The organism is Mycobacterium sp. NGS67 (assembly GCF_059812185.1).
The window spans coordinates 49612-75282 of sequence record NZ_JCALCF010000014.1 but is presented as its reverse complement, the minus strand read 5'-3'; the positions used below and the strand labels follow the sequence as shown (position 1 = coordinate 75282).

Here is a 25671-nt window from a genome sequence, read left to right as displayed (position 1 = left end):
AACCGCGGCTGTCGCAGGCTCGTGACACCATCGTGGCGTGAGCGAGGTTTCGCCGTTGCACCTTGTCCTGGGGGAAGAGGAACTGCTGATCGAGCGGGCCGTCGCGCAGATACTGCGGTCGGCCCGACAACGCGCGGGCACCGGAGCCGAGACGGGGATAGCCGATGTCCCGGTGAACCGGATGCGGGCCGGCGATGTCAGCACCAACGAGCTCGCCGAACTGCTGAGCCCGTCCCTGTTCGCCGAGGAGCGAATCGTGGTGCTCGAGGCAGCGGGAGAAGCCGGCAAGGATGCGGCCACCTTGATCGCGTCGGCCGCCGCGGACCTGCCGCCGGGCACCGTGCTGGTGGTGGTGCACTCCGGTGGCGGCCGGGCCAAGGCGCTGGCGGGGGAGCTGCGGTCCCATGGCGCCCAGGAGCATCCGTGCGCCCGCATCACCAAGGCGAGCGAGCGCACCGACTTCGTCCGGCGCGAATTCCGCTCGTTGAAGGTCAAGGTCGACGAGGAGACGGTGACGGCCTTGCTGGACGCCGTCGGCTCCGATCTCCGTGAGCTGGCATCGGCGTGCTCGCAGCTGGTCGCCGACACCAACGGCTCAGTCGATGCCGCCGCGGTCCGGCGGTATCACAGCGGCAAAGCCGAGGTGAAGGGATTCGACATCGCCGACAAGGCGGTGACCGGCGACGTCGCGGGTGCCGCCGAGGCGCTGCGCTGGGCGATGATGCGCGGCGAACCGCTGGTGGTGCTGGCCGACGCGCTGGCCGAGGCCATTCACACGATCGGGCTGGTGATGGCGCAGTCCGGTGACCCCTACCGGCTGGCCGGGCAGCTGAAAATGCCCCCCTGGCGGGTGCAGAAAGCGCAGAAGCAGGCCCGGCGCTGGTCGCGCGATCGGTTGGCCGTCGCCATGAAGGTGGCGGCAACCCTCAACGCAAATGTCAAAGGGGCCGTCGCCGACGCCGACTACGCGTTGGAATCAGCGGTGCGTGAGGTCGCCGAATTGGCGGCAGACCGGAACTGAGAGCTCAGCCGAGCTTGTGCAGCGCGCGGGCCAGCGCCGACTTCTTGTTGGCGGCCTGGTTCTTGTGGATCACGCCCTTGCTGGCCGCCTTGTCCAATTTGCGGCTCGTCGAGACCAGCAGTTCGGCGGCCTTCTCCTTCTCACCGGCATGGGCCGCCTCACGGAACGCGCGAACAGCCGTGCGCAGCGAAGACTTCACCGACTTGTTGCGCAGCCGGGCGCGCTCGTTAGTGCGGTTGCGCTTCTGCTGCGACTTGATGTTGGCCACGCGTGAATTCCTTAGTCCGTTTCGATTTGGCTTTGCTCGGGGTACCCCTGCAACCCGACAGCGACTGCCCAGGTTATCAGTCGGTTACGTTTTCGCCCAAAACAGTAATTCTGGGTCTGCCGAGCTAGGGGGATTGAGGCAGAGTGACACAGGTGAGTCTTGCCAACCAGGTCGAACCACCGAGGGGGCGGCCCAGCGTCCGTTCCGAACGCATCTTCCAGGGTTACAACACCTCAGATCCGGTGTACGCGCTGGCCTTCGACGAGATGTTCGACGCACAGGGCAACGTTCGCGGCCCCTACAAGGGCATCTACACCGAGTTGGCGCCCACCGATGCGTCGGAGTTGAAGGCGCGCGCCGACGCATTGGGCCGGGCGTTCATCGACCAGGGCATCACGTTCTCGCTCTCGGGTCAGGAGCGCCCGTTCCCGTTGGACCTGGTCCCACGGGTGATCTCGGCCGCTGAATGGACCCGTTTGGAACGCGGCATCACCCAGCGCGTCAAGGCACTCGAGATGTACCTCGACGACATCTACGGCGACCAGGAGATTCTGCGCGACGGCGTCATCCCACGGCGGTTGATCACCTCCTGCGAGCATTTCCACCGCGAGGCGGTCGGCATCGTCCCACCCAACGGGGTGCGGATCCACGTCGCCGGCATCGACCTGATCCGCGACGAAAAGGGCGACTTCCGGGTACTCGAGGACAATCTGCGCTCCCCGTCGGGGGTGTCGTACGTTGTGGAAAACCGGCGCACCATGGCGCGCGTTTTCCCCAACCTGTTCGCCACCCACCGGGTGCGCACCGTCGATGACTACGCGTCACACCTGTTGCGGGCGCTGCGCAACTCGGCGGCCACCAACGAGGCCGACCCGACTGTGGTGGTGCTCACGCCCGGCGTCTACAACTCGGCCTACTTCGAGCACTCCCTGCTGGCCCGCCAGATGGGCGTCGAGCTGGTCGAGGGGCGCGACCTGTTCTGCCGCGACAACCAGGTGTACATGCGCACCACCGGGGGAGAGCGCCAGGTCGACGTCATCTACCGGCGCATCGACGACACGTTCCTGGACCCGCTGCAGTTCCGGGCCGACTCGGTGCTGGGGGTAGCCGGGCTGGTCAACGCCGCCCGCGCCGGCAACGTCGTCATCTCCAGTTCGATCGGCAACGGCGTCGGCGACGACAAGCTGGTCTACACCTACGTGCCGACCATCATCGAGTACTACCTGGGGGAGAAGCCCCTGCTGGCCAACGTCGACACGTATCGCTGCTGGCTCGACGACGAGCGCGAGGAAGTCCTCGACCGGATCCACGAGTTGGTGGTCAAGCCGGTGGAGGGCTCGGGCGGCTACGGCATCGTGTTCGGCCCCGAAGCCTCCGACAAGGAACTCAACGCCCTGGCCAAGAAGATCCGCGACGATCCGCGGGCCTGGATCGCGCAACCGGTGATGGAGCTGTCCACCGTGCCGACCCGGATCGGCGACTCGTTGGCGCCGCGCTATGTCGACCTGCGCCCGTTCGCGGTCAACGACGGTGACGACGTGTGGGTGCTGCCCGGCGGCCTGACGCGCACGGCTTTGGTCGAGGGATCCCGGGTGGTCAACTCCAGCCAGGGCGGCGGGTCCAAGGACACCTGGGTGCTGGCGCCCCGTACGTCGGTGGCCGCTCGCGAGCTGGGGCGGGCTCAGGTGGTGCGCTCGCTGCCGCGGGCCGTTCCCGAGCCCCGCCCGGACCATGCACTGTCATCGGTTCATCAGCCGCAGGACGAGCAGCAGCAACAGCAGAAGGCGGTGGACTGATGCTCGCCCGCAACGCCGAAGCCTTGTATTGGATCGGGCGCTACGTGGAACGTGCCGATGACACCGCGCGCATCCTGGACGTGGCCGTACACCACCTGCTCGAGGATTCCAGCGTCGACCCGGACCGGTCCTCCCGATTGTTGCTCAAGGTGCTGGGCATCGAGCCCCCCGAGCACCGACTGGACGTCTGGTCACTGACCGACTTGGTCGCGTTCCGGCCCAACACCGAGGGCGGCTGTTCGATCGTCGACGCGATCTCGGCGGCACGCGAAAACGCAAGGTCGGCAAGGGAAGTCACCTCCAGCGAAACCTGGGAGTGCATCAACACCACTTACCACGCGCTGCCCGAACGCGAACGCGCGGCCAAACGCCTTGGGCCGCACGAGTTTCTGTCGTTCATCGAGGGCCGCGCGGCGATGTTCGCCGGTCTGGCCGACTCCACGCTGTCCCGCGACGACGGCTACCGGTTCATGGTGCTGGGTCGCGCGATCGAGCGGGTAGACATGACGGTGCGGTTGCTGCTGTCCCGGGTCGGTGACAGCGCGTCGTCGCCCGCCTGGGTGACACTGTTGCGTTCGGCGGGTGCGCACGACACCTATTTGCGCACCTACCGCGGCGCACTGGATGCGGCGCGGGTGGTGGAGTTCATGTTGTTGGACCGGCTTTTCCCGCGCTCGGTCTTCTACTCGCTGAAACTGGCCGAACACAACCTGGAAGAACTCCTGCACAATCCGCAGAGCCGGGTCGGCGCGACCACCGAAGCCCAGCGACTACTCGGTCAGGCGCGCAGCGAGTTGGAATTCCTGCAGCCGGGAGTGCTGCTCGAGACGCTGGAGAACCGCCTGGGCGGTTTGCAGAGAACATGCCGCGAGGTAGGAGATGCGTTGGCGCTACAGTACTTTCACGCCGCTCCGTGGGTGGCGTGGACGGATGCCCGACAGCGTGGCGAACTCGTGCAAAGCCAGGGAGACTCCTGATGTGGCGGATGCGGGTGGTGCACAACACCGGGTACGCATACCAGTCGCCGGTGACGGCGTCCTACAACGAAGCCCGGCTGACGCCGCGGTCCAACACCCGGCAGAACGTCATCCTCAACCGAGTCGAGACCATCCCGGCCACCCGGTCCTACCGCTACATCGACTACTGGGGGACCGCGGTCACGGCCTTCGACCTGCATGCGCCGCACACCGAGCTCACCGTGACGTCCTCGTCGGTGGTCGAAACCGAACCCCCTGAACCGCCGGCGGAGAAGGCCAGTTGGAAAGAACTGGAATCGATGGCCGTGATCGATCGGTTCGACGAAGTGTTGCGCCCCACCGACTACACCCCGACCAGCAAACGTGTTGCGGCCGTGGGTAAGCGGATCATCAAAAATTATGATCCCGCGGAAGCCGCCGTCGCAGCGTCCCGATGGGCGCGCAGCGAGTTGGACTACCTGCCCGGCACCACCGGTGTGCAGTCGTCCGGGCTGGATGCGTTGGAACAGGGCAAAGGGGTATGCCAGGATTTTGCGCACCTGACCCTGATTCTGTTGCGCAGCATGGGGATTCCGGGACGGTATGTGTCGGGGTATCTGCACCCCAAACGCGACGCCGCGATCGGCAAAGCCGTAGCCGGACGCAGCCACGCCTGGATTCAGGCCTGGACCGGTGGTTGGTTCAACTACGACCCCACCAACGACACCGAGATCACCGAGCAGTACATCAGCGTGGGCGTCGGCCGGGACTACGCCGACGTGTCACCGCTGAAAGGTATCTACTCCGGGCTGGGAGCCACCGATCTCGACGTGGACGTCGAAATCACCAGGCTCGCCTAGCCGGGGCCGCCGCGGCCTGGTCACGCGGCTGCCGGCATCCCGGCGGACGAAACCCCGATCCGGTCAGTGACCCAGCAGGTGCCTGGCCGGCGCGTTGATCGCGTCGAGCCGGCTACCCAGCGATTCGGCCGCAGCCGCCTCGGCGCCGGCGTAGGACGCGCCGGACGCGGTCAAGCCTCGGACGATTTGCTCGTGGAAGGCCGCCATCTGCGCGCCGATCCGCTGATAGCCCTCTGCGTGAGCACCCCAGAACGCTGCGACCACGGCCGAGACCTGATCGGCGGCGGCAGCCGGCACGCCGGCCGTCTGCAGTCGCGCACTGACGTTGGCTTCGCTGATCGTCGAGCCGATGTCGGCCAGGTCCCTGGATGCAGCGGCCATCCCCTCCGGCCCCGCTGCAAACCACGTCATCACGCACCTCTTGAACTCAAGAACGGCAGGCCCGGATCGTACCTCGCCGGCAGGTTGAATACGTGCGTTTTCGCCGGGTCGCCTCGGGTGGCGGACCGTGCCGGCTGAGCTGCCGTCAGCGCGCGTGCACCTCGACCCGGTGCAGGTCGTCGCCGAGTTCGATCTGCCCGCCGAATTCGGTTGCCGCCAGAGCCCGCCACTGCTCTTCCTGGCCCGGCACGATGCCCGGCACATAGTGCGTCATCACCAGGGTGGCGACCCCGGCGCGGGCCGCGGTGGCAGCCGCCTCCGGTACCGACGAGTGATAGTCGCAGATGTCCTTCAGCCGTTGCTGGGGGACGTGGGAGACGATGTCCTTGCGTATCACGGTGTGCACCAAAGCGCCTGCACCGGCGGCTAATTCGTCGAGACTGGCGCAGGGCACGGTGTCGCCGGCAAGTACCACCGACGCGCCTTCGAACTCGACGCGGAACCCGATCGTCGGCGCCACCGGACGGTGATCGGTGGGGGCAACCCGGATCGTCACACCGTCGCGATCCCATACTGGCCCGTCGGTGTGCTCATGAACCTCGACCGGTGGCGGCGAGTTCAGGTCGGCGTGGTGCGCGATCCGGTAGCCGATGTCGTGACCGAATGCCTTGAGCATCGCGTCCACCACCTGTGCGGTGCCGGGCGGCCCGATGATCTGCAGCGGCGCCGGATCCGGCGCGAAGTTGGTGATCCAGCTGGTGATGAGGACGTCGCCGAGCTCGGCGATGTGGTCGCTGTGCAGGTGGGTGAGCAGCACTGCGCTCAACCCCGCGGCACCCACGCCCACCGCGGCCGCGCGTTGCAGTACTCCGCGCCCGCAGTCCACCAGGAAAGCCTGTCCGCCCGCGCGTACCAGGGTGGCGGGCCCGGCCCGGTTCGGGTCTGGAACAGGGCTGCCGGTGCCGAGCAGGGTGACCTCGATCATGGCTCTATCCTCGCAAGCCGAACGCATCGAGACGTAGTGCTCGGCAGTCAAGATGGCATGACGGTTTCGCTGCAGCGGATCACGGCTTCGGATGCTGGCTTTTGCGCCGACCGCGTACGTCGTAGCCTGGTGTGAATCGGATCACAACCCACGGGAGGCTAGATGCGGATCTCGGATGTCTTGCGCAACAAGGGGGCGGCGGTGACGACGATCAACCCCGACGCGACGGTCCGGGAATTGCTGGCCGGCCTGGCGGAGCAGAATATCGGCGCGATGGTGGTGGTCGGCGACGAGGGAGTGGTCGGCATCGTCTCCGAGCGCGACGTGGTGCGCCAACTGCACACGCACGGCGCCAGCGTGCTGTCGCGTCCGGTGTCCAAGATCATGACCAGCGCCGTGGCCACCTGCGCGAAGACCGACACGGTCGACGAGATCAGCGTGCTGATGACCCAGCACCGGGTGCGACACATACCCGTGCTGGACGGCAGGAGGCTGATCGGGATCGTCAGTATCGGCGACGTGGTCAAGACCCGGATGGGCGAACTGGAGGCCGAGCAGCAGCAGCTGCAGTCCTACATCACGCAGGGCTGAGTGTTTGGGCGTTGAGTCTGCGCTGAGGGCGGGGTCTTCTCACACTTTGTCGCCGTAGGCGCAGAGTCAAATTGGGCAGGGCGCTCAGCGCCAGGCGTACTCGGTGCGCAGCCGGGCGGCCACCAGATCGAAGGTCTCGCGGTTCAGGATCGCGCCCTCGCGGCGGATGCTCTCTTCGGGCACGTCGAGCACGCGGTCCAGCCGCACCCAGCTCGGTCTGCCCTCGTAATCCCAATCGCCCGAACCGATCCCGACCCAATGCCGATCCTCGGCGTGCTGCTCCTGGCTCGACAGCATCAGTCCCAGCAAGACGCTGCGTTCGCGGCCCACCACGAGCACCGGCCGGTCCTTGCCGCGGGTCGGGTCGTCCTCGTAAACCACCCAGGTCCAGACGATCTCGCCGGGGTCGGCCCGACCGTCCAGATCTGGGGAATAGACCACCCGGCGAGCCCGCTGCGCAGTCGGGAAGCTCGTCTTCGTCACCGGACGGCCGGTGGTGATCTCGGCCGGCGGCGCCGGCAAACCCATCGCGACGATGTTCGCGGTGATCTTCACGGCTTGCTGGATGGTCCGCAGTGTCTCCTGCGTGTTCTGCAGGCGCTGCACCACTTTCGGAGCCTCGCTGACGAGGTTCTCCGCAAAGCGCTGGAACGTCTTCCACTGTGACTTGCCGGACGACTTCTTACCCGGTGCCATGCTCGCAGCATAACCGCGTGATTGTGTCCCGGTTGTTGTGCACGGATACGCTGGGCATACCCGCCAACCGCCCAACCAGGAGATTCCCATCAGCAGTTTCGCCGACAAGACGTTCACGCCGCCGGCGCAGATTCGGAACTTCTGCATCATCGCTCACATCGACCACGGCAAGTCGACGCTGGCCGACCGAATGCTGCAGCTGACCGGCGTAGTCGACGAACGCTCGATGCGGGCCCAGTACCTGGACCGGATGGACATCGAGCGGGAACGCGGCATCACCATCAAGGCCCAGAACGTCCGGCTGCCCTGGACCTTGAAGGACGGGGCCGGCGCAGGCGACTATGTTCTTCACCTGATCGACACCCCCGGTCACGTCGACTTCACCTACGAAGTGTCCCGTGCGCTGGAAGCCTGCGAGGGCGCGGTGCTGCTGGTCGACGCCGCCCAGGGCATCGAGGCGCAAACGCTGGCCAATCTCTACCTGGCGCTGGACCGTGACCTGCACATCATCCCGGTGCTGAACAAGATCGACCTGCCCGCTGCCGATCCGGACCGCTACGCCGGTGAGATCGCTCACATCATCGGCTGCGAGCCGACCGATGTGCTGCGGGTCTCCGGCAAGACCGGCGAAGGCGTCGGCGACCTGCTCGACCACGTGGTGCGCGAGGTGCCGCCGCCGCAGGGCGACGCCGACGCGCCCAGCCGGGCGATGATCTTCGACAGCGTCTATGACATCTATCGCGGAGTGGTGACCTACGTCCGCGTGGTCGACGGCAAGATCAGTCCCCGTGAGCGCATCGCGATGATGTCCACCGGCGCCACCCACGAACTGCTCGAGGTCGGCATCGTCTCGCCGGAGCCGAAAGCCAGCGCGGGCCTGGGCGTGGGCGAGGTGGGTTACCTGATCACCGGCGTGAAGGACGTGCGGCAGTCCAAGGTCGGGGACACGGTGACCACCGCCCGGCACGGCGCCAAGGAAGCGTTGACGGGCTACCGGGAGCCCAAGCCGATGGTCTATTCGGGCCTGTATCCCGTGGACGGCAGCGACTACCCGAACCTGCGCGACGCGCTGGACAAGTTGCAGCTCAACGACGCCGCGCTGACCTACGAGCCGGAAACCTCGGTGGCTCTGGGTTTCGGCTTCCGGTGCGGCTTCCTGGGGCTGCTGCACATGGAGATCACCCGCGAGCGACTCGAGCGCGAATTCGACCTGGACCTGATCTCGACCTCGCCCAACGTCGTCTACCGGGTGGAGAAGGAAGACAACACCGAGATCGTGGTGACCAACCCCTCGGACTGGCCGGAGGGCAAGGTCCGCACCGTCTACGAACCGATCGTCAAGACCACCATCATCGCGCCCAGCGAATTCATCGGCACCATCATGGAGCTGTGCCAGTCGCGGCGCGGCGAACTGGGCGGCATGGACTATCTGTCGCCCGAGCGGGTGGAGCTGCGCTACACACTGCCGTTGGGCGAGATCATCTTTGACTTCTTCGACTCGCTGAAGTCGCGCACCCGTGGTTACGCCAGCCTCGACTACGAAGAGGCCGGCGAACAGGAAGCCCAATTGGTCAAGGTCGACATCTTGCTGCAGGGCGAAGCCGTCGACGCGTTCAGCGCGATCGTCCACAAGGACGGCGCCTCGGCCTACGGCACCAAGATGACCACCAAACTCAAGGAACTCATCCCGCGCCAGCAGTTCGAGGTGCCGGTACAGGCCGCGATCGGCTCGAAAATCATTGCGCGCGAGAACATCCGGGCGATCCGCAAGGACGTGCTGTCCAAATGCTATGGCGGTGACATCACCCGCAAGCGCAAACTGCTGGAGAAGCAGAAGGAGGGCAAGAAGCGGATGAAGACCATCGGGCGGGTCGACGTGCCGCAGGAAGCCTTCGTCGCCGCACTGTCCACCGATGCCGCGGGGGACAAAGGCAAGAAATAGCCGCAACCAGGGCTACGCGAGGAAGGTCTCGAGCAGATGAAGTCCCGCTGGATCGTCGGTTTCGGGCTCTTGGCCGTGCTGACCGGCTGTACGCAATCCGTCACCGGTACCGCACACCCCGCACCTGGATTGAAACCGCGCCCGCTCGGTGGCGACAGCGTCAAACAGGTGCTGCTCGACGACGCCGCGCTGGAGCGGATACTCGCCCAGCCGTTCAAGGTCGACTCGCAATTCCCGCCCCGTTACGGTGACCGCGACAAGTTGGCGCACGCGTACGGACCCGCGTCGCCGGTCGAGTGTGTCGGCGTCGTGACGACCATGGAGAAGGGCGTCTACGACTCCGCGCCCGTGCAGGACGTCGCACGCCAAACCTGGTGGCATGCAACCGATTCCGTCAAGGTGATCAGCGTGACCGAAGGCGTGGTGACGTTCCCCAAGATCTCTGATGCCGCTGCGCTCTTCGACCAGTTCACCACCCAATGGAAGAACTGCGACGGCACCGCCGTGGAACTGCCCGGCGCCACGCTCAGTTTCACCGACACCATCGGCAGTGTGCGTGTCGCCGATTCCGTTCTGGCAGCGACGATTTACGACCAGGCCAGCTTGTCCAGCTCCACTCCCATGCCGGTGGCACGCGCTGTCGGCGTGCGGGGGAACTGCCTGGTCGAGGTGGAGGTCGCTTTCTTCAGCACCGACAATCCGTCGGATCGGGGATCTGCCAATCTGGGCACCAGCGCGATCGAAATCGCGCACACGGTGATGGACAAGATCACCGCGGCGACGTGACAGCCGGCGGCTAGACGGGCGCGTTGGCGGGCTGGAACGCGCCCGAACCGTCGGCCTCCTCCTCGGCCCGGATCACGTGCACCACCGCATTGATCAGGGCCAGGTGGGTGAACGCCTGCGGGAAGTTACCCAGCTGCCGACCGGTGCGAGGCTCGATTTCCTCGGCATACAGATGCAGCGGGCTGGCATAGGCCAACAGTCGTTCGCACAGCCGCTTGGCTCGCGCCACCTCGCCGATCTCCACCAACGCCGACACCAGCCAGAACGAACAGATGGTGAACGTGCCCTCCTCGCCGGACAGCCCGTCGTCGGTCTCGTGCACGCGGTAGCGCAGCACCAGTCCTTCCTCGGTGAGCTCGTCGGCGATGGCCAGCACGGTGGCACGCACCCGCGGGTCGTCGGGCGGCAGGAACCGGGTCAGCACCACCAGCAACAGCGAGGCGTCCAGGGCGTCATCCCCGTAGCGCTGGGTGAACACGCCGCGGGAGTCCACACCGTGCTCCAGGATGTCGGCCTTGATCTCCTCGGCGATCGCACGCCACTGCTGGGCGTAGCTCTTCTCGCCCTGCCGCTCGGCCAACTTGGCCCCGCGGTCCAGCGCCACCCAGCACATCACCTTCGACGACGTGAAGTGCTGCGGCTCCCCGCGCACCTCCCAGATTCCCCGGTCGGGTCCCCGCCAGTGCTTGATCGCCTCTTCCACCTGCTTCTTCAGTACCGGCCACAGGTTTTCCGGGACCTGCTCGCGGGATTTGGCGTGCAGGTAGAACGAGTCCAGTACCGAGCCCCAGATGTCGTGCTGGACCTGGTCGTAGGCCCCGTTGCCGATGCGCACCGGACGGGCATGGTCGTAGCCGGACAAGTGGTTGAGTTCTTCTTCGACGAGGCTTCGCTCGCCACCGACGCCGTACATCACCTGAAGCGGATGGCGCTCGTCGCTGTTGGCCCCGGACACGTCGGCGATGAACGCGAAAAAGTCGTCGGCCTCACGGTCCAACCCGATCGTGTAGAGACCCCATAACGCGAACGTCGAGTCCCGGATCCACGAGTAGCGGTAGTCCCAGTTGCGTTCGCCCTGCGGCGTCTCCGGCAGCGAAGTGGTGCTCGCCGCCAGCAGCGCGCCGGTCGGGGAGTAGGTCAACCCCTTCAACGTGAGTGCGCTGCGCTGCAGGTACGCCCGCCACGGGTGATCGGGGAAGTTGCCGATGTTGATCCACTGCCGCCAGCACTCCGTGGTCTGCCACATCTTCTCGGCGGCCTCTTTGTAGGTCTGCGGCGCCGGGTGCTTGGTCCAGCTCAGCGCGACGAACACGTCGTCGCCCTCTTTCATCCGGGTGCGGGCGCGCGCCTCGCGGCCCTCCAGGCCGATGTTGAGGTTGGTGGTCAGCCGCAGCGTCGGGTGCGCGTCCGGTTGCTTGGTGGCGCGGGCGATGGCCTCGCCGTAGGCGTTGGCCGAGTACTCCCACGTCGCCCCGAGACGGTGGTAGTCGAAAGCCGGTTCGCAGCTCATCATCAGCTCGACGGTGCCGCTGACGCAGCGCACGGTGCGCAACAGGATGTGCTCGGCGTCCCAGTCCATCGGGGTGCGACGGTGTGTCCGGGAGCGGCGTTCGATGTCGTGCCAGGGGCCCATCACCAGCGCGTCGCGCACGATCAGCCAACCGGTGTGGGTCTGCCAGGTGGTCTCCATGATCAGGCTGCCGGGTAAATAGCGCCGCGCCGACGGCACCGAGACGCCGTACGGACCGAGCCGGAAATGCCCGGCGCTGCGGTCCAAGATCGCACCGAACACGCTCGGGGAATCCGGCCGTGGCACACACAGCCACTCCACGGATCCGGCCGGTGAGATCAGGCACGTGGTTTCCCAGTCCGACAGGAAGGCGTAATCGGCGATGGGCGGGAACGGGTTGCGCGACGGCGAACTGGACACATAGGGGCCGGTCGACTCGAGTTCGACTGCCACCGCGTCGAGAGTGGCCAGCTCAGTGGCGGGTTCGTCGAGCGGGACAAGCTGGTCGTTAGCTGAATCAGCGGCATCGGCATGCAGGACCATCCCGACATCATCGACTGTTCACCGGCCGCTCGTCCACTTCGCGACCGAGGTGTTACCCGGTGGGAGGCGCGTTGGTTTCAGGGGCCGTGCCGCATAGGGTGGGCCCGGTGAACGGGTTCCTGAGTTGGTGGGACGGCGTGGAGCTCTGGCTCTCCGGGCTGCCGTTCGTGCTGCAGGCGCTGGCGGTGATGCCAGTGGTGTTGGCCCTGGCGTATTTTCTGGCGGCATCGTTGGATGCACTGCTCGGCAGGGGAATCCAACTGATGCGCCGGGTTCGCCACTCCGATGAGGCGTCCGGATAACTTCGATGCCGCGTTCGCACGTCACCCTGATTCTGGTCGCTCTGGTGGTGCTGGTGCTTGTCGCGTGGCTGCTCACGCACTGAATCGGCTCTCGAATTGCCGCTTGCGCGAACTCTGTTAGGCTTCGCCACATGCACGCAGCAGCCGATGTTCTGAAGCGCGATATCTTCGCGCTCGGCTGCGTTGACTCCGTCGTGGCTTGCTCCGCGGCACGCGTGCACTGTTGTCGCTGACTCCTGCCCCGTGCGCGGCCTGGTGTGGAGTTTGTGAATCGCCCTGATTCTCATTGATCGCCTATCCGCAGTCACGGGACCGCAATCACAAGTCCCGCACCGGAAGGCCACCAACCGTATATGTCCATAGGGTTTAAGAGCGTGCCGCGCTGGCAACAGCTGGTGGCGACCGTGCTCCTCGTCGGAGTTGTGGCGGCGTGCCGCGGTGGTCCCAGCGACGTCGTGGGCGGCGCAGGACTCGGCAACGCGAAGTCCAGCATCACCCTGGTCGCCTATTCGGTCGCCGAACCCGGTTGGAGCAAGGTGATTCCGGCGTTCAACGCGTCCGAGGAAGGTAACGGCGTGCAGGTGATCAGTTCCTTCGGGGCCTCCGGTGACCAGTCACGCGGCGTCGGGGAGGGCAAGCCGGCGGACCTGGTGAATTTCTCGGTCGAGCCCGACATCACCCGGTTGATCAAGAGCGGCAAGGTCGCCAAAGACTGGAATACCGATGCCACCAAGGGCATTCCGTTCGGCTCGTTGGTCACCTTCGTGGTGCGCAAGGGCAATCCGAAGAACATCAAGGATTGGGACGACCTGTTGCGTCCCGGTGTCGAGGTCATCACCCCGAGTCCGCTGAGTTCGGGTTCGGCGAAGTGGAATCTGTTGGCGCCGTACGCAGTGAAAAGCGAAGGCGGCAGGAACAACCAAGCGGGCATCGACTTCATCAACCGACTGGTGAGGGAACACGTGAAATTGCGTCCAGGTTCGGGACGAGAAGCCACGGACGTTTTCGTCCAGGGCAGTGGTGACGTCCTGGTCAGTTATGAGAACGAGGCCATCGCCGCCGAGCGGGCCGGCAAGCCGGTCGAACACGTCACCCCGCCGCAGACGTTCAAGATCGAGAACCCGATCGCCGTGATCACAACCAGCACGCATCTGCCGGCAGCGGTCGCCTTCAAGAATTTCCAGTACACCGCGCAGGCACAGCAGCTGTGGGCGCAGGCCGGTTTCCGGCCGGTCGATCCATCCGTCGCCGCGGCGTTCCGCAATCAGTTCCCGCAGCCGGCGAAGTTGTGGACCATCGCCGACCTCGGCGGCTGGGCCACCGTGGACCCGAAACTGTTCGACAAGAGCGCCGGCAGCATCACCAAGATCTACACGCAGGCCACCGGATGACCGTGACCGTTACTCCTGACCCAGAGGCGATCCGTCCCGAGCTCGAGCAGCCCGGCACCGAAGCGCCGCAACCGGTGCAGCCTGGTGGCGGCCGGATTCGCACCACCTCACTGCGCGTCGGTGTAGCCACGCTGTGGCTGTCGGTGATCGTGCTGCTGCCGCTCGGGGCGATTGTGTGGCAGGCGGTTGGCGGTGGCTGGCAGGCATTCCGGATCGCGGTCACCTCGCACGCCGCGCTGGAATCGTTGCGGGTGACCCTGACGATCTCAATCGGGGTGACCTTGCTCAACACGGTGTTCGGCCTGCTCATCGCCTGGGTGTTGGTGCGGGACAACTTCTTCGGTAAGCGGCTCGTCGACGCTGTCATCGACTTGCCGTTCGCGTTACCGACGATCGTGGCCAGCTTGGTGATGCTTGCGCTCTACGGCAACCACAGCCCGGTGGGCCTGCAACTGCAGCACACCGAATGGGGCGTCGGGGTGGCGCTGGCGTTCGTCACGCTGCCCTTCGTGGTGCGCGCGGTTCAGCCGGTGTTGTTGGAGATCGACAGGGAGACCGAGGAGGCGGCAGCGTCGCTGGGCGCCAATGGCCCCAAGATCTTCACCTCCGTCGTGCTGCCGTCACTGCTGCCCGCGTTGTTGTCCGGTGCGGGCCTGGCCTTTTCCCGCGCCATCGGCGAGTTCGGATCGGTGGTGTTGATCGGCGGTGCGGTGCCCGGCAAGACCGAAGTGTCCTCGCAATGGATACGAACGCTGATCGAGAACGACGACCGCACCGGGGCGGCGGCGATATCGATTGTGTTGCTGTCGATTTCGTTCGTCGTGCTGTTGATCCTGCGGATCATCGGTGGCCGGGCAGCCAAGCGCGAGGAGATGTCCCGGTGAAGCCGTCACGCGCAATCCGCTACCTTCTTCGATACAGCGCGTTGGCATATGTCGCTGTGCTGCTGATCATCCCGGTGATCCTGATCCTTTGGCGCACGTTCGAGCCAGGGCTGGGTCAGTTCTACGACTGGATCAGCACCCCGGCCGCGGTGTCGGCGCTGAACCTGTCGCTGCTGGTGGTGGCCATCGTGGTGCCGCTGAATGTGGTGTTCGGGATTCCGACGGCATTAGTGTTGGCGCGCAACCGGTTCCGCGGTAAAGGCATCCTGCAGGCAATCATCGATCTGCCGTTCGCGGTCTCGCCCGTCATCGTTGGCGTGTCCCTGATCGTGCTCTGGGGCGCGAGCGGCGCACTGGGATTCGTCGAGCGTGATCTCGGCTTCAAGATCATCTTCGGCCTGCCGGGCATCGTGCTGGCCAGCATCTTCGTCACGCTGCCGTTCGTGGTGCGCGAGGTCGAGCCGGTGCTGCACGAGTTGGGCACCGATCAGGAACAGGCCGCGGCGACCCTCGGTTCTGGCTGGTGGCAGACATTTTGGCGGATCACCCTGCCCTCCATCCGGTGGGGTCTGACGTACGGCATCGTGTTGACCGTCGCGCGCACGCTCGGCGAGTACGGCGCGGTCATCATGGTGTCGTCCAACCTGCCGGGGCAGTCGCAGACGCTGACGTTATTGGTGTCGGACCGCTACAACCGGGGCGCGGAATACGGCGCGTACGCGCTGTCGACCCTGCTGATGGCGGTTGCCGTGCTCGTTCTGATCGTTCAAGTGGTGCTGGACGCACGTCGGGCACGTGCGAGCAAGTAGGCCGGACAAGGAGATTCGAGGATGACCGACACTGGGACCAACCAGGGCAACGCGATTGTGGTGCGGGATGCCTACAAGCACTACGGCGATTTCGTGGCGCTGGATCACGTGGACTTCGTGGTGCCCAACGGTTCGTTGACGGCGTTGCTGGGGCCGAGTGGCTCGGGCAAGTCGACGCTGCTGCGTACGATCGCGGGTCTGGACCAACCCGACTCCGGGACCGTCATCATCGAGGGTCGCGACGTCACGCGGGTGCCGCCGCAGCGCCGCGACATCGGATTCGTGTTCCAGCACTATGCCGCGTTCAAGCACCTGACCGTGCGCAACAACGTCGCCTACGGTTTGAAGATCCGTAAGCGGCCGAAGGCCGAAATCAAGGAGAAGGTCGACCACCTGCTGGAGGTGGTGGGCCTGAGCGGTTTCCAAAACCGCTATCCGAACCAGCTTTCCGGCGGTCAGCGCCAGCGCATGGCCCTGGCCCGCGCACTGGCGGTCGACCCGCAGGTGCTGCTGCTCGACGAGCCGTTCGGCGCGCTGGACGCCAAGGTGCGCGAGGATCTGCGGTCCTGGTTGCGGCGTCTGCACGACGAGGTCCACGTCACCACGGTGCTGGTCACCCACGACCAGGCCGAAGCGCTGGATGTGGCCGACCGGATCGCCGTGTTGAACAAGGGCCGCATCGAACAGGTCGGTTCGCCGACCGAGGTCTACGACACCCCAGCGAACTCGTTCGTGATGTCCTTCCTGGGCGCGGTGTCCGCGCTCAACGGTGCTCTGGTCCGCCCGCATGACATCCGGGTGGGCCGCAATCCCGAGATGGCGATTGCCGGCGGCGACGGTACAGCGGAATCGATCGGTGTGGTGAAGGCGTCGGTCGATCGGGTGGTGACGTTGGGATTCGAGGTCCGGGTCGAGCTGACCAGCGCGGTCAGCGGGGGTCCGTTCACCGCGCAGATCACCCGTGGCGACGCTGAGGCGCTGGCGCTCAAGGAAGGTGACACCGTCTACGTCCGCGCCACCCGGGTACCGCCGATCGCCGACGCCGTGTCCGACGACGAGGACGACAAGGAACTTACCTCGGCCTAGCGGTCCCGGTACGCCACCTGCGGATCGAACGGACTGTGGACAACTGCGACAGGCGCTGCGTCGTCACATGATTCGCATAAGCAGCCCAACTGCCACCACGACGAACACGACGACGAAGACGGCCAGTCCGATCAGGCTGGCCACGGCAACCGGGGTCAGCCTGCGCCCTGGGCGCTCCTGCTGCTCGGACAGACCGGATGTCTGCGCGGAGTCCGGCGGAGTGGATCCGGGCGGGACGCCCCCTCCGGGTTCGAGACCGGGTACTTGAGCGGGGTCCGGGTCCGGTGGTGTCGCGGTCATGGTCGCGAGTACCCCGTCGTGCTCAGGTCACACGGTTACGCGGCAATACGCTGCGCCACGACCTGATCGAAGCGATCCAGCACCGTGGCAGCAACCAGTCGATGCGCACCCAGCGGCGCCGCCATCTCGACGCCGGCATTGATTGCGAACCGCTCGACCCGATCCGGGATGCGTCCCGGCGCAAGGAACCAGGGCGCGATGATTACTCGTCGGGCACCCCGGTCGCGCAACCGCTCGAGCGCTGCATCCATCGGCGCCTCCGGGCGGGTGGCGAACGCGGTTGTCACTGCAGCCCAACGAGTTCCGATCGCCAGTCGAGGCGCGACCTCGCCGGTGCGAGCGTTGGCCACCGGGTTCGACGAGCCGATCGCCACCACCAGCACACCGGTGGTGTCGTCGAACCGGGACACCCGTCGCTGACCAATCCGATGACGCAGCACCGAGACCAGCCGCTCGTCTTCACCGAGCACTGCTGCCTGGCGCACCCTGTCCCCGACACCGGATGCGGCGATCTGGGCCGGGATATCCACCCGGGCGTGGTAGGCGTCGGCCAACAAGAACGGAGTGACCACCGCCTGGCCCGGACACTCGCGCAGGACGTCGGCCAGCCCCGGCGAATTGTGCTCGCAGAACGCAACCCGCACATCGAGGCCGGGACGAAGCAGCGTCACCCGGCGGGCGACCGCGCGCGCATTCGCCGCCGACCGCGGGTCCGCACTGCCGTGCGCCGCGAGAACCAGAGACGTCACGACGCGTGCAACCCGCATTCGGTCTTGGCCTGCCCCTGCCAACGTCCGCTGCGGGGATCCGCGCCCTCCAGCGGCTTGGCCGTGCACGGAGCGCAACCGATCGACGGATAACCCTCGTAGACAAGGGGATTGACCAACACGTCGTGCTCGTCGATGTACTCCTGCATATCCTGATCCGACCATGCCGCCAGCGGGTTGATCTTCACCAGCTTGAAAGCCTCGTCGAAGCTGATCAGCGGGGCGTTGGCGCGGGTGGGCGCCTCGACCCGCCGGATGCCGGTGACCCATGCGGAGTAACCGCGCAACGACTTGCCCAGCGGCGCCACCTTGCGCTGCCGGCAGCACTCGCCAGGATCGCGGGCGAACAAGTCCTTGCCGTACAGCCGGTCCTGCTCGGCCACCGAGTGCTCAGCGGTGACGTTGAGAACGCGGATGTCGTAGACGGACTCGACCGCGTCGCGGGTGCCGATCGTCTCCACGAAGTGGTAACCGGTGTCCAGGAACAGCACCGGCACGCCCGGCCGGATCTTGGCCGCCAGGTCAACCAGCACCGCGTCCTGCATGTTCGAAGCCACCACGTAGTTGCACGTCGCCCAGCCACGTGGGCCGTTGACGCCGCCGAAGTTCTCATCGGTCCACCGCAGCAGCTCGCTGGCGCTGGCGCCTTCGAGTTCGACCGCGCCGCGTGCCGCCACCTCCCGCAGCTCGCCTTCGGTCAGCTTGGTGGCTTCGCTCATCGCAGGTCGTCCTCCTCGGCCCGAATGGCCCACTGGGCAAAGCGTTCACCGTCGTTGCGGTGCTTGAGGAAGTTGCGCGTCACCCGGTCGATGTAGTCGCCCAGCTCGTCGCTGGTGACCTTGTGCTGACGCAGTTTCCGGCCGAATCCGCTGTCCAGACCGAGGCTGCCACCCAGATGCACCTGGAAGCCCTCGACCGGGTTACCGTCGCCGTCGTCGACCATCTGGCCCTTGAAGCCGATGTCTGCGACCTGAATCCGCGCGCACGAGTTGGGGCAACCGTTGATGTTGACGGTGATCGGCACGTCCAGCTCAGCGTTGATGCCTTCCAGGCGAGCTTCCAGCTCCGGCGCCAAAGTCTGTGCCCTGACCCGGGTTTCGGCGAACGACAGCTTGCAGTACTCGATCCCGGTGCACGCCATCAGGTTTCGGCGCCAATGCGACGGACGCGTGTGCAGATCGAGCTCTTCCAATCCGGCGATCGTCTCGTCGACCTTGTCGTCGGGGATATCCAGAATCACCAGCTTCTGGTAGGGGGTGAACCGAATCCGGTTCGAACCGGCCCGCTCGGCCAAATCTGCCACCGCCGAAAGGATGGTGCCCGACACCCGCCCGGCGATCGGAGAGGCGCCGATGGCGTTCAGCCCGTTCTTGAGTCGCTGCACGCCGACGTGGTCGATCGGATGCGCGACCGGTTGCGGCGCAGGTCCGTCGAGCAACGGACGCTTGAGGTACTCGGTCTCGAGGACTTCGCGGAATTTTTCTACGCCCCAGTCCTTGACCAGGAACTTCAGCCGCGCCTTGGCGCGCAGTCGCCGGTAGCCGTAGTCGCGGAACAACGACGTCACCGCCTCCCAGACCTCGGGCACCTCTGCCAGCGGGACCCACACGCCGAGACGTTGGGCCAACATCGGGTTGGTGGACAGTCCGCCACCGACCCACAGGTCCAGCCCGGGTCCGTGCTCGGGATGGTTGACGCCGATGAACGAGATGTCGTTGACCTCGTGCACCACATCCTGCAGGCCAGAGATTGCGGTCTTGTACTTGCGGGGCAGGTCGGCGTATTCGGGCTTGCCGATGTAGCGCTTGACGATCTCCTCGACGGCCCAGGTGGGGTCCAGTACCTCGTCGAGCGACTCACCGGCCAGCGGCGAGCCCAGCACCACACGCGGGCAGTCGCCGCACGCCTCCGTCGTCCGCAACCCGACCTCGTCCAGTCGCCGCCAGATTTCCGGGACGTTCTCCACCTCGATCCAGTGGTACTGGATGTTCTGCCGGTCGGAGATGTCGGCGGTGTCACGGGCGAATTCGGTCGAAATCTGGCCCAGCGTGCGCAGCGCGGTCGTCGACAGCGCGCCGCCGTCGCACCGCACCCGCATCATGAAGTAGCGGGCCTCCAGCAGATCGGCGTTGTCGTCGCCGGTGAACGATCCGTCGTAGCCCTGCTCACGCTGGGTGTAGAGGCCCCACCAGCGGAACCGGCCGCGCAGGTCGCTCTTGTCGATGCTGTCGAAGCCGCCCCGGGCGTAGATCGTCTCGATGCGCTCCCGCACATCCAGCGGGGCGCCGGCGTGCTTCATCTCTTCGTTGGGATTGAGCGGCTCGCGATTACCCAGCGCCCACTGGCCCTCGTTGCGAGGTGCCTTGGCGGGACGTGCTGCGGTCATGCGGGGAATCTCCTTCGCGAACATGCCGACTTCGAACACGCGCAGCTCACCGTTGATTCCGGCGGCGCAGATCCGGCAGCCAGCAGGTGGTACGGGTGGGCTGGGTCTACGACATCAAGGCAGACAGCAACAGCTGCAAACGCGCTTGAGGTCGATATGCCGCCGCGCCACCAGCACTACACGCTGAAGCGAATTGGCGGCGGACACGGGTGCCATTCTGCCATGAATCGTCGGCCACCATGTCACCAGGTCAAATTTGATTTCACGGTGATTAAAAGTGCGTCCAAATCTGGGTGATCGGGTGAACAAAACCGGGAATGCGCTGGGAAAACTCCTCGAGCACGGCCGTCGTGTCAAGATTTGGCATGCCTTCTCGCACGGCGCCGGTGGATCTGCCGGTCATGCAGCCGATTCCAGGTCGGCCGTTCGGCCTCTACGTGCACGTGCCGTTCTGCATAACGCGTTGCGGCTATTGCGACTTCAACACCTACACCCCGGCCGAGTTGGGCGGTGTCAACCCCGACGCCTGGCTGACCGCGCTGGGAACCGAACTCGAGCTGGCGGCCGCGCGGTTGGCCGACCCCACGGTCAGCACCGTGTTCGTCGGCGGCGGGACGCCCTCGCTGTTGGGCGGTGCGCGGCTGACGACCCTGCTGGACCGGGTGCGTGAGCACTTCACGCTGGCACCCGACGCCGAGATCACCACCGAGGCCAACCCGGAGTCGACCTGGCCGGAATTCTTCGAAGAGGTACGGGCGGCCGGCTACACCCGGGTGTCGCTGGGCATGCAGTCGGTGGTCCCGCAGGTGCTGGGCGTGCTTGACCGGGTGCACACGCCCAATCGGTCGGCGGCGGCTGCCCGTGAGGCGCTGGAGCTGGGCTTTGAGCACGTCAGTCTGGACCTGATCTACGGCACCCCGGGGGAGACCGACGACGACCTGCTGCGTTCGGTGGACACCGCGATCGAGACCGGCGTCGACCATGTGTCCGCGTACGCGCTGGTGGTCGAGGAGGGCACCGCGATGGCACGCCGGGTCCGCAACGGCGAGCTGGCCGCGCCGGACAACGACGTGCTGGCGCACCGCTACGAACTCGTCGACGAACGCCTTTCGGCGGCCGGGCTGCGCTGGTACGAGGTGTCCAACTGGTCGCGGCCCGACGGCGAATGCCGGCACAATCTGGGCTACTGGAACGGCGGCCAGTGGTGGGGTGCGGGACCCGGCGCGCACGGGTTCGTGGGCGCGACCCGGTGGTGGAACGTCAAGCACCCCAACGCTTATGCGGAGCGACTTGCCGATCGGGCGTTGCCGGTCGCGGGTTTCGAGGAGCTGAGCGCTGACGCGCTGCACACCGAAGAGGTGATGCTGCAGATCCGGTTGCGGCAGGGCCTGCCGCTGGCCATCCTGGATGCCGCCGAACGCGAGCGCGCCGAGACGGCGGTGGCCGACGGGTTGTTGATTCCCGACGGCGATCGGCTCGTTCTGTCCGACCGCGGGCGGCTGCTGGCCGACGGCGTCGTTCGAACCTTGTTGGGCTGAAACCGAACGGTGGCCGGTTGGGCCGCTCGCTGACCCCTGCGCATGCCGGGACCGGCGTGGCCCGCTGGGATCCCCGCAAATCGGGCGCGAGAAATAAGGGCGACGCGCCCTCAGTGCATAGGTTAGGCTACATTTACTTCTGTGATGGAGGCCAGCGTCGACACGAGTTCTGCCAGCACCACGTCACTGGCCATCCCCATGCCTGCCGACATCGACCCCGCCGACCTCGCGGCCGAGTTGGCCACCGAACTCACCGAGCCGGTCGGCGAGGAGTACCTCGTCTACGAGCATGACGGGCAGTGGGTGCTGGCAGCGGGTGTCCAAGCGATGGTGGAGCTGGACAGCGACGAGATAAGGGTCATCCGCGACGGTGTGACGCAGCGGCAGCAATGGACCGGCCGACCGGGTCCGGTATTAGGCGAAACCGTCGACCGGCTGCTGCTGGAGACCGACCAGCTGTTCGGTTGGGTGACGTTCGAATTCGGTGTCTACCGCTTCGGGCTCCAGCAGCGGCTGGCCCCGCACACGCCGCTGGCCCGGGTCTTCTGGCCCCGCACTCGTATCGTCCTGACGCGGAGCGAGATTCGACTGTACGGCGCCGGGGCTCAGGAGCATGCGGTGGTGCACCGTTTGCTTCGCGAGGGTTTACGCGACGTGCCGCCGGCGCGGGCGGTGGATCTGTCCGTGGACCCCTCCGACTACCGCGAGCGGGTGGCCAAGGCCGTCGGCGAGATCACCGCGGGCAGCTACGACAAAGTGATCCTGTCCCGTTGCCTCGAGGTGCCATTCGCGCTCGACTTTCCCGAGACTTATCGACTCGGACGTCGCCACAACACGCCAGTGCGGTCGTTCCTGTTGCGGCTCGGCGGTGCTCGTGCGCTGGGCTACAGCCCCGAACTCGTGACGGCCGTGCAACCAGACGGGGTGGTGGTCACCGAACCGTTGGCCGGCACCCGCGCGCTGGGCCGTGGTCCCGTGAACGACCGCCAGGCTCGTGACGACCTGGAGTCGAACTCCAAAGAGATTGTCGAGCATGCAATTTCGGTCCGGACCTCACTGCAGGAGGTGAGCGAGATCGCCGCACCGGGAACAGCGGCCGTCGTCGACTTCATGGCGGTGCGCGAGCGGGGCAGTGTGCAGCACCTCGGATCGACCGTGACCGGGCGACTGGACCCGGCCAGTGACCGGATGGATGCGCTGGAAGCGCTCTTCCCGGCGGTCACCGCATCGGGAATCCCCAAAGCGGGCGGTGTGGAAGCCATCCTGCGTCTCGACGAAGGTCCGCGTGGACTGTATTCCGGTGCCGTGGTGATGTTCTCGGCCGATGGCGGGCTCGACGCGGCGCTGACGCTGCGGGCGGCCTACGAGCGCGACGGCCGCACCTGGCTGCGGGCCGGCGCGGGCATCATCGAGGCGTCCGACCCCGAACGGGAGTTCGAGGAGACCTGCGAGAAGCTGTCCACCCTGACCCCGTATCTGGTGGAGCGGCGCTGACGCCTCCCTGTCCTGGCTGACGCGTAGTCCTGGTTGCCCAGACCCGGTGACCACCGTTTGTCCAGCGCGGGACTTTGGTCCCTAGTCGACCCAGGTGTCGACCCGCAAGGCTTATTCAGCAGTGGCAGTTGATGTCGCTGCTCTTGAATAACAAAGAAAGCGGGGTCGCTGCGCATGGGTGCACCCGAGCCGCTGCTGACGCGACAGCGTCACGTTTGTCCCCCGGGGTGGGTGTGGTCGCCGGAGATCTCCGGTCCGCCGGGTGCGCTGATCGTGAATCCCCGTGCGGCGCCGGTTCTTTCCGGGGACGCCGCGGTACGCCGCGCGTGCGGGCACGGCTTGCGGCACCTGTTCTGCACCGACGCCGCCACTGGATAGGCCGGTTGGCCGATAGCACCTCGCCACTTCGACCGATAACTGGGAGACAACTGTGTCCAAGGAAATGACCAACCTACAGCTACTCGAAGAACTGCAGCCGACGGTGGAGCAACTGCTCAATCGCCACCTGTCGAGGTTCAAGGAGTGGAGCCCGCACGACTACATTCCGTGGTCGGACGGCAAGAACTTCTACACCTTGGACGGCCAGGACTGGGAGCCGGAGCAGAGCCGGCTGTCCGACGTCGCCCAAGTGGCGATGGTGCAGAACCTGCTGACAGAGGACAACTTACCGTCCTACCACCGCGAGATTGCGATGAACTTCAGCATGGACGGCCCGTGGGGACAGTGGGTCAACAGGTGGACCGCCGAGGAGAACCGGCACAGCACCGCACTGCGTGATTACCTGGTGGTGACTCGCGCCGTCGATCCGGTCGAGCTCGAGAAGCTACGCATGGAGCAAATGACCCGAGGCTTCAGCCCAGGCCAGAACCAGCAGGGCGACATGTTTGCCGAGAGCGTGTTCGACTCGGTCATGTATGTGTCGTTCCAGGAGTTGGCCACTCGCGTTTCGCATCGCAACACCGGCAAGGCCTGCAACGAGAGCATCGCCGACCAACTGCTTGCCAGGGTTTCGGCCGACGAGAACCTGCACATGATCTTCTACCGCGACGTGAGCGCGGCGGGGCTGGACATCGCGCCGAATCAGGCGATGAAATCGGTGCATCGGATCCTGCGCAACTTCAAGATGCCGGGCTTCACGGTGCCGGAGTTTCGGCGCAAGGCGGTGATTATCGCCGTCGGCGGCGTCTACGACCCCCGCATCCATCTCGACGAGGTCGTCATGCCGGTGCTGCGCAAGTGGCGGATCTTCGAACGCGAGGACTTCACCGGCGAGGCGGCGTGGATGCGCGACGACCTCGCTCTGCTGATCAAAGAACTGCAGGAAGCGTCGGAGAGATTCGAGGAGTCCAAGCAGCGCTATCTGGAGCGGGAAGCACGCAAAGCCGAGCGGATCACCGCCAGCCGAGTGCTTAGAACCCAAGGGACACTGACACTTAGCGGGCGCTGACGATCGTCACTGGGGCAGCGCGGATCCGGCCGCATTCTCCAGGTATTCCGACAGCAACCGGCCAGCCAGTGTTTCGATGGTCGACTCGATCGACGAGGCCAGGGTGGCGGTGACGGTCGCGACAGCCTGGGTGCGAAACCGCACCAGCATGGTGATCAACTCGGCGATCTCGGCGTCCGCGGGCAGCGCCTCGCCCGGCTTGATCCGGTTGCCGACGTGTTCGAACCCGGCCTGCACCAGCAGGTCACTGATCTCATCGATCTTGGGCAGGATCTGCTCGTGCAGGTCGATGAGTTTGTCCGCGCTCACTCCGTAGCCGCGTACCTCGTTGAACGCCTCGATGAGTTTGGGTCGCAGCAGCGTGGCTTGGTCCCCCTCCACGCGAATGACGTGCAAGCCCACCATGCGGTCGAAAGCGCTTGCGTCACCGACAAGTTGACGGGCCTCGTCCAGCGGCATCGTCTGCGGTTTCTCGGTGGTCCAGGTACCCATCATCGCCGTTTCCAGCCCGAGCACGTCGCCGAGGTTCTTGCCCTCCTCCCACGCGGACAGCATTTCCCGCACGTGGGCCAGGGTGTACCCGCGGTCGAGCATCGAGGTTATGAGCCGCAGCCGGGTCAGGTGCGTGTCGTTGAACAGCGCGATCCGGCCCACCCGCATCGGCGGCGGCAGCAGGCCACGGTCGCGGTACACCCGGATGTTGCGCGTCGTGGTGCCGGCCAACCGCGCGAGTTCCTCGATCCGGTACTCACCCGAGGAGTCGTCGTGAGGGTGGTGCACCGCGGCGTCGAAGAGTTGGGTCACCGCCGCCTCGACGAACTCGCGGGACTGACGCCGAACACGGTTGGGCGCGCGTCGCACGTTGTGCAACACGCTGGCGATCGTGCCGGGTTCGGGCCGTCCCGGACGTTCGGCGCCCAAAGCGCTACGCC

The 25671-nt window shown here is 66.0% G+C and carries 25 protein-coding genes and 2 pseudogenes; 16 read left to right on the top strand and 11 right to left on the bottom strand.

Annotated features, from left to right (window positions below):
- Positions 1–37: 37 nt before the first annotated feature.
- Positions 38–1021: a DNA polymerase III subunit delta gene (gene holA, locus AC5Y4D_RS15345; protein ID WP_499945182.1), complete on the top strand. Its 984-nt coding sequence runs from the start codon at positions 38–40 to the stop codon at positions 1019–1021.
- A gap of 4 nt (positions 1022–1025) precedes the next feature.
- Here the strand turns inward: holA and rpsT are convergent, their stop codons facing one another.
- Positions 1026–1289 carry a 30S ribosomal protein S20 gene (rpsT, locus tag AC5Y4D_RS15340; protein WP_499945183.1) on the bottom strand — a complete coding sequence of 88 codons (264 nt, stop codon included), beginning with the start codon at positions 1287–1289 and terminating at the stop codon, positions 1026–1028.
- A 143-nt stretch (positions 1290–1432) separates the two neighbouring features.
- Here rpsT and AC5Y4D_RS15335 point away from each other — a divergent pair, with 143 nt between their 5' ends.
- The 3 genes from AC5Y4D_RS15335 to AC5Y4D_RS15325 are packed head-to-tail and all read left to right on the top strand — an operon-like array spanning position 1433 to position 4901.
- Complete coding sequence (locus AC5Y4D_RS15335; protein ID WP_499945184.1) at positions 1433–3085, top strand: circularly permuted type 2 ATP-grasp protein; 1653 nt, start codon at positions 1433–1435, stop codon at positions 3083–3085.
- Positions 3085–4062, top strand: a complete 978-nt coding sequence (locus tag AC5Y4D_RS15330) for an alpha-E domain-containing protein (protein WP_499945185.1) — start codon at positions 3085–3087, stop codon at positions 4060–4062. Before AC5Y4D_RS15335 ends, AC5Y4D_RS15330 begins: the two co-directional genes overlap by 1 nt.
- Positions 4062–4901: a transglutaminase family protein gene (locus AC5Y4D_RS15325; RefSeq protein WP_499945186.1), complete on the top strand. Its 840-nt coding sequence runs from the start codon at positions 4062–4064 to the stop codon at positions 4899–4901. Before AC5Y4D_RS15330 ends, AC5Y4D_RS15325 begins: the two co-directional genes overlap by 1 nt.
- A gap of 63 nt (positions 4902–4964) precedes the next feature.
- Here AC5Y4D_RS15325 and AC5Y4D_RS15320 read toward each other — a convergent pair whose 3' ends face one another.
- Together AC5Y4D_RS15320 and AC5Y4D_RS15315 are read right to left on the bottom strand one after the other, a co-directional pair.
- A complete protein-coding gene (locus tag AC5Y4D_RS15320; protein ID WP_499992102.1) occupies positions 4965–5312 on the bottom strand; it encodes a PE family protein in 348 nt (115 codons plus the stop codon).
- A 115-nt stretch (positions 5313–5427) separates the two neighbouring features.
- The gene (locus AC5Y4D_RS15315) at positions 5428–6267 is read right to left on the bottom strand and encodes a ribonuclease Z (protein WP_499992101.1); all 840 of its coding nucleotides are present in this window, start codon (positions 6265–6267) and stop codon (positions 5428–5430) included.
- A 162-nt stretch (positions 6268–6429) separates the two neighbouring features.
- Between AC5Y4D_RS15315 and AC5Y4D_RS15310 the strand changes: the two genes are divergently transcribed.
- Positions 6430–6858 carry a CBS domain-containing protein gene (locus tag AC5Y4D_RS15310; RefSeq protein WP_499945189.1) on the top strand — a complete coding sequence of 143 codons (429 nt, stop codon included), beginning with the start codon at positions 6430–6432 and terminating at the stop codon, positions 6856–6858.
- Positions 6859–6942: 84 nt separating this feature from the next.
- Here the strand turns inward: AC5Y4D_RS15310 and AC5Y4D_RS15305 are convergent, their stop codons facing one another.
- The gene (locus tag AC5Y4D_RS15305) at positions 6943–7554 is read right to left on the bottom strand and encodes a type II toxin-antitoxin system PemK/MazF family toxin (RefSeq protein ID WP_499992099.1); all 612 of its coding nucleotides are present in this window, start codon (positions 7552–7554) and stop codon (positions 6943–6945) included.
- On the opposite strand from AC5Y4D_RS15305, the pseudogene lepA reads away from it, so the two are divergent.
- Positions 7548–9496, top strand: a pseudogene (gene lepA / locus AC5Y4D_RS15300) (translation elongation factor 4). The gene AC5Y4D_RS15305 and the pseudogene lepA overlap by 7 nt on opposite strands.
- Before the next feature lie 36 nt (positions 9497–9532).
- Complete coding sequence (locus tag AC5Y4D_RS15295) at positions 9533–10282, top strand: sensor domain-containing protein (protein WP_499945191.1); 750 nt, start codon at positions 9533–9535, stop codon at positions 10280–10282.
- A gap of 10 nt (positions 10283–10292) precedes the next feature.
- On the opposite strand, the pseudogene AC5Y4D_RS15290 reads toward AC5Y4D_RS15295, so the two are convergent.
- Positions 10293–12197: pseudogene (locus tag AC5Y4D_RS15290) on the bottom strand (glycoside hydrolase family 15 protein); the annotation flags it as partial.
- A 236-nt stretch (positions 12198–12433) separates the two neighbouring features.
- Between AC5Y4D_RS15290 and AC5Y4D_RS15285 the strand changes: the two are divergent.
- The 5 genes from AC5Y4D_RS15285 (at position 12434) to AC5Y4D_RS15265 (ending at position 16807) form a co-directional block, all read left to right on the top strand.
- The gene (locus AC5Y4D_RS15285) at positions 12434–12637 is read left to right on the top strand and encodes a hypothetical protein (protein WP_499945281.1); all 204 of its coding nucleotides are present in this window, start codon (positions 12434–12436) and stop codon (positions 12635–12637) included.
- Between the two features lie 353 nt (positions 12638–12990).
- The gene (locus AC5Y4D_RS15280) at positions 12991–14028 is read left to right on the top strand and encodes a sulfate ABC transporter substrate-binding protein (protein WP_499945192.1); all 1038 of its coding nucleotides are present in this window, start codon (positions 12991–12993) and stop codon (positions 14026–14028) included.
- Complete coding sequence (gene cysT, locus AC5Y4D_RS15275; protein WP_499945193.1) at positions 14025–14912, top strand: sulfate ABC transporter permease subunit CysT; 888 nt, start codon at positions 14025–14027, stop codon at positions 14910–14912. Before AC5Y4D_RS15280 ends, cysT begins: the two co-directional genes overlap by 4 nt.
- Positions 14909–15721 (top strand): sulfate ABC transporter permease subunit CysW, encoded by an 813-nt coding sequence (cysW, locus tag AC5Y4D_RS15270; protein WP_499945194.1) that lies wholly within the window; start codon positions 14909–14911, stop codon positions 15719–15721. The genes cysT and cysW overlap by 4 nt, the downstream gene beginning before the upstream one ends.
- A 21-nt stretch (positions 15722–15742) precedes the next feature.
- Positions 15743–16807, top strand: a complete 1065-nt coding sequence (locus tag AC5Y4D_RS15265) for a sulfate/molybdate ABC transporter ATP-binding protein (RefSeq protein ID WP_499945196.1) — start codon at positions 15743–15745, stop codon at positions 16805–16807.
- A 63-nt stretch (positions 16808–16870) separates the two neighbouring features.
- Here AC5Y4D_RS15265 and AC5Y4D_RS15260 read toward each other — a convergent pair whose 3' ends face one another.
- The 5 genes from AC5Y4D_RS15260 to AC5Y4D_RS15240 all read right to left on the bottom strand — a co-directional run bounded on the left by AC5Y4D_RS15260 (position 16871) and on the right by AC5Y4D_RS15240 (position 20476).
- Positions 16871–17107 carry a DUF6480 family protein gene (locus AC5Y4D_RS15260; protein ID WP_499945199.1) on the bottom strand — a complete coding sequence of 79 codons (237 nt, stop codon included), beginning with the start codon at positions 17105–17107 and terminating at the stop codon, positions 16871–16873.
- A 35-nt stretch (positions 17108–17142) separates the two neighbouring features.
- Positions 17143–17874, bottom strand: coding sequence for a sirohydrochlorin chelatase (locus tag AC5Y4D_RS15255; RefSeq protein WP_499945201.1), 732 nt, complete (start codon positions 17872–17874; stop codon positions 17143–17145).
- On the bottom strand, positions 17853–18593 hold the full coding sequence (locus AC5Y4D_RS15250; RefSeq protein ID WP_499945204.1) for a phosphoadenylyl-sulfate reductase: 741 nt from the start codon (positions 18591–18593) through the stop codon (positions 17853–17855). Before AC5Y4D_RS15250 ends, AC5Y4D_RS15255 begins: the two co-directional genes overlap by 22 nt.
- Complete coding sequence (locus AC5Y4D_RS15245; RefSeq protein ID WP_499945207.1) at positions 18590–20260, bottom strand: nitrite/sulfite reductase; 1671 nt, start codon at positions 20258–20260, stop codon at positions 18590–18592. The genes AC5Y4D_RS15250 and AC5Y4D_RS15245 overlap by 4 nt, the downstream gene beginning before the upstream one ends.
- A 114-nt stretch (positions 20261–20374) precedes the next feature.
- Entirely contained in the window at positions 20375–20476 is a 102-nt protein-coding gene (locus tag AC5Y4D_RS15240; RefSeq protein ID WP_499945282.1) for an Ms4527A family Cys-rich leader peptide, read from the bottom strand.
- Between the two features lie 149 nt (positions 20477–20625).
- On the opposite strand from AC5Y4D_RS15240, the gene hemW reads away from it, so the two are divergent.
- The 4 genes from hemW (at position 20626) to AC5Y4D_RS15220 (ending at position 24739) form a co-directional block, all read left to right on the top strand.
- Positions 20626–21798, top strand: a complete 1173-nt coding sequence (hemW, locus tag AC5Y4D_RS15235) for a radical SAM family heme chaperone HemW (RefSeq protein ID WP_499945208.1) — start codon at positions 20626–20628, stop codon at positions 21796–21798.
- 141 nt (positions 21799–21939) lie between these two features.
- Entirely contained in the window at positions 21940–23292 is a 1353-nt protein-coding gene (locus AC5Y4D_RS15230) for a salicylate synthase (protein ID WP_499945210.1), read from the top strand.
- A gap of 174 nt (positions 23293–23466) precedes the next feature.
- Positions 23467–23670 carry a hypothetical protein gene (locus tag AC5Y4D_RS15225; protein ID WP_499945212.1) on the top strand — a complete coding sequence of 68 codons (204 nt, stop codon included), beginning with the start codon at positions 23467–23469 and terminating at the stop codon, positions 23668–23670.
- 52 nt (positions 23671–23722) lie between these two features.
- Positions 23723–24739, top strand: a complete 1017-nt coding sequence (locus AC5Y4D_RS15220) for an acyl-ACP desaturase (RefSeq protein WP_499945213.1) — start codon at positions 23723–23725, stop codon at positions 24737–24739.
- Between the two features lie 6 nt (positions 24740–24745).
- Here the strand turns inward: AC5Y4D_RS15220 and AC5Y4D_RS15215 are convergent, their stop codons facing one another.
- Entirely contained in the window at positions 24746–25660 is a 915-nt protein-coding gene (locus tag AC5Y4D_RS15215) for a MerR family transcriptional regulator (protein WP_499945214.1), read from the bottom strand.
- Positions 25661–25671 lie beyond the last annotated feature (11 nt).

Bases quoted from the DNA above. Each gene is read 5' to 3' on its own strand.
- hemW (WP_499945208.1), top strand. From the start codon at position 20,626: ATGCCTTCTCGCACGGCGCCGGTGGATCTGCCGGTCATGCAGCCGATT.
- AC5Y4D_RS15330 (WP_499945185.1), top strand. From the start codon at position 3,085: ATGCTCGCCCGCAACGCCGAAGCCTTGTATTGGATCGGGCGCTACGTG.
- AC5Y4D_RS15250 (WP_499945204.1), bottom strand. From the start codon at position 18,593: ATGAGCGAAGCCACCAAGCTGACCGAAGGCGAGCTGCGGGAGGTGGCG.
- AC5Y4D_RS15225 (WP_499945212.1), top strand. From the start codon at position 23,467: ATGGGTGCACCCGAGCCGCTGCTGACGCGACAGCGTCACGTTTGTCCC.
- AC5Y4D_RS15315 (WP_499992101.1), bottom strand. From the start codon at position 6,267: ATGATCGAGGTCACCCTGCTCGGCACCGGCAGCCCTGTTCCAGACCCG.
- AC5Y4D_RS15305 (WP_499992099.1), bottom strand. From the start codon at position 7,554: ATGGCACCGGGTAAGAAGTCGTCCGGCAAGTCACAGTGGAAGACGTTC.
- AC5Y4D_RS15265 (WP_499945196.1), top strand. From the start codon at position 15,743: ATGACCGACACTGGGACCAACCAGGGCAACGCGATTGTGGTGCGGGAT.
- AC5Y4D_RS15260 (WP_499945199.1), bottom strand. From the start codon at position 17,107: ATGACCGCGACACCACCGGACCCGGACCCCGCTCAAGTACCCGGTCTC.
- AC5Y4D_RS15310 (WP_499945189.1), top strand. From the start codon at position 6,430: ATGCGGATCTCGGATGTCTTGCGCAACAAGGGGGCGGCGGTGACGACG.
- AC5Y4D_RS15295 (WP_499945191.1), top strand. From the start codon at position 9,533: ATGAAGTCCCGCTGGATCGTCGGTTTCGGGCTCTTGGCCGTGCTGACC.
- AC5Y4D_RS15255 (WP_499945201.1), bottom strand. From the start codon at position 17,874: ATGCGGGTTGCACGCGTCGTGACGTCTCTGGTTCTCGCGGCGCACGGC.
- AC5Y4D_RS15240 (WP_499945282.1), bottom strand. From the start codon at position 20,476: ATGGCACCCGTGTCCGCCGCCAATTCGCTTCAGCGTGTAGTGCTGGTG.
- cysT (WP_499945193.1), top strand. From the start codon at position 14,025: ATGACCGTGACCGTTACTCCTGACCCAGAGGCGATCCGTCCCGAGCTC.
- AC5Y4D_RS15320 (WP_499992102.1), bottom strand. From the start codon at position 5,312: ATGACGTGGTTTGCAGCGGGGCCGGAGGGGATGGCCGCTGCATCCAGG.
- AC5Y4D_RS15325 (WP_499945186.1), top strand. From the start codon at position 4,062: ATGTGGCGGATGCGGGTGGTGCACAACACCGGGTACGCATACCAGTCG.
- AC5Y4D_RS15245 (WP_499945207.1), bottom strand. From the start codon at position 20,260: ATGACCGCAGCACGTCCCGCCAAGGCACCTCGCAACGAGGGCCAGTGG.
- AC5Y4D_RS15280 (WP_499945192.1), top strand. From the start codon at position 12,991: ATGTCCATAGGGTTTAAGAGCGTGCCGCGCTGGCAACAGCTGGTGGCG.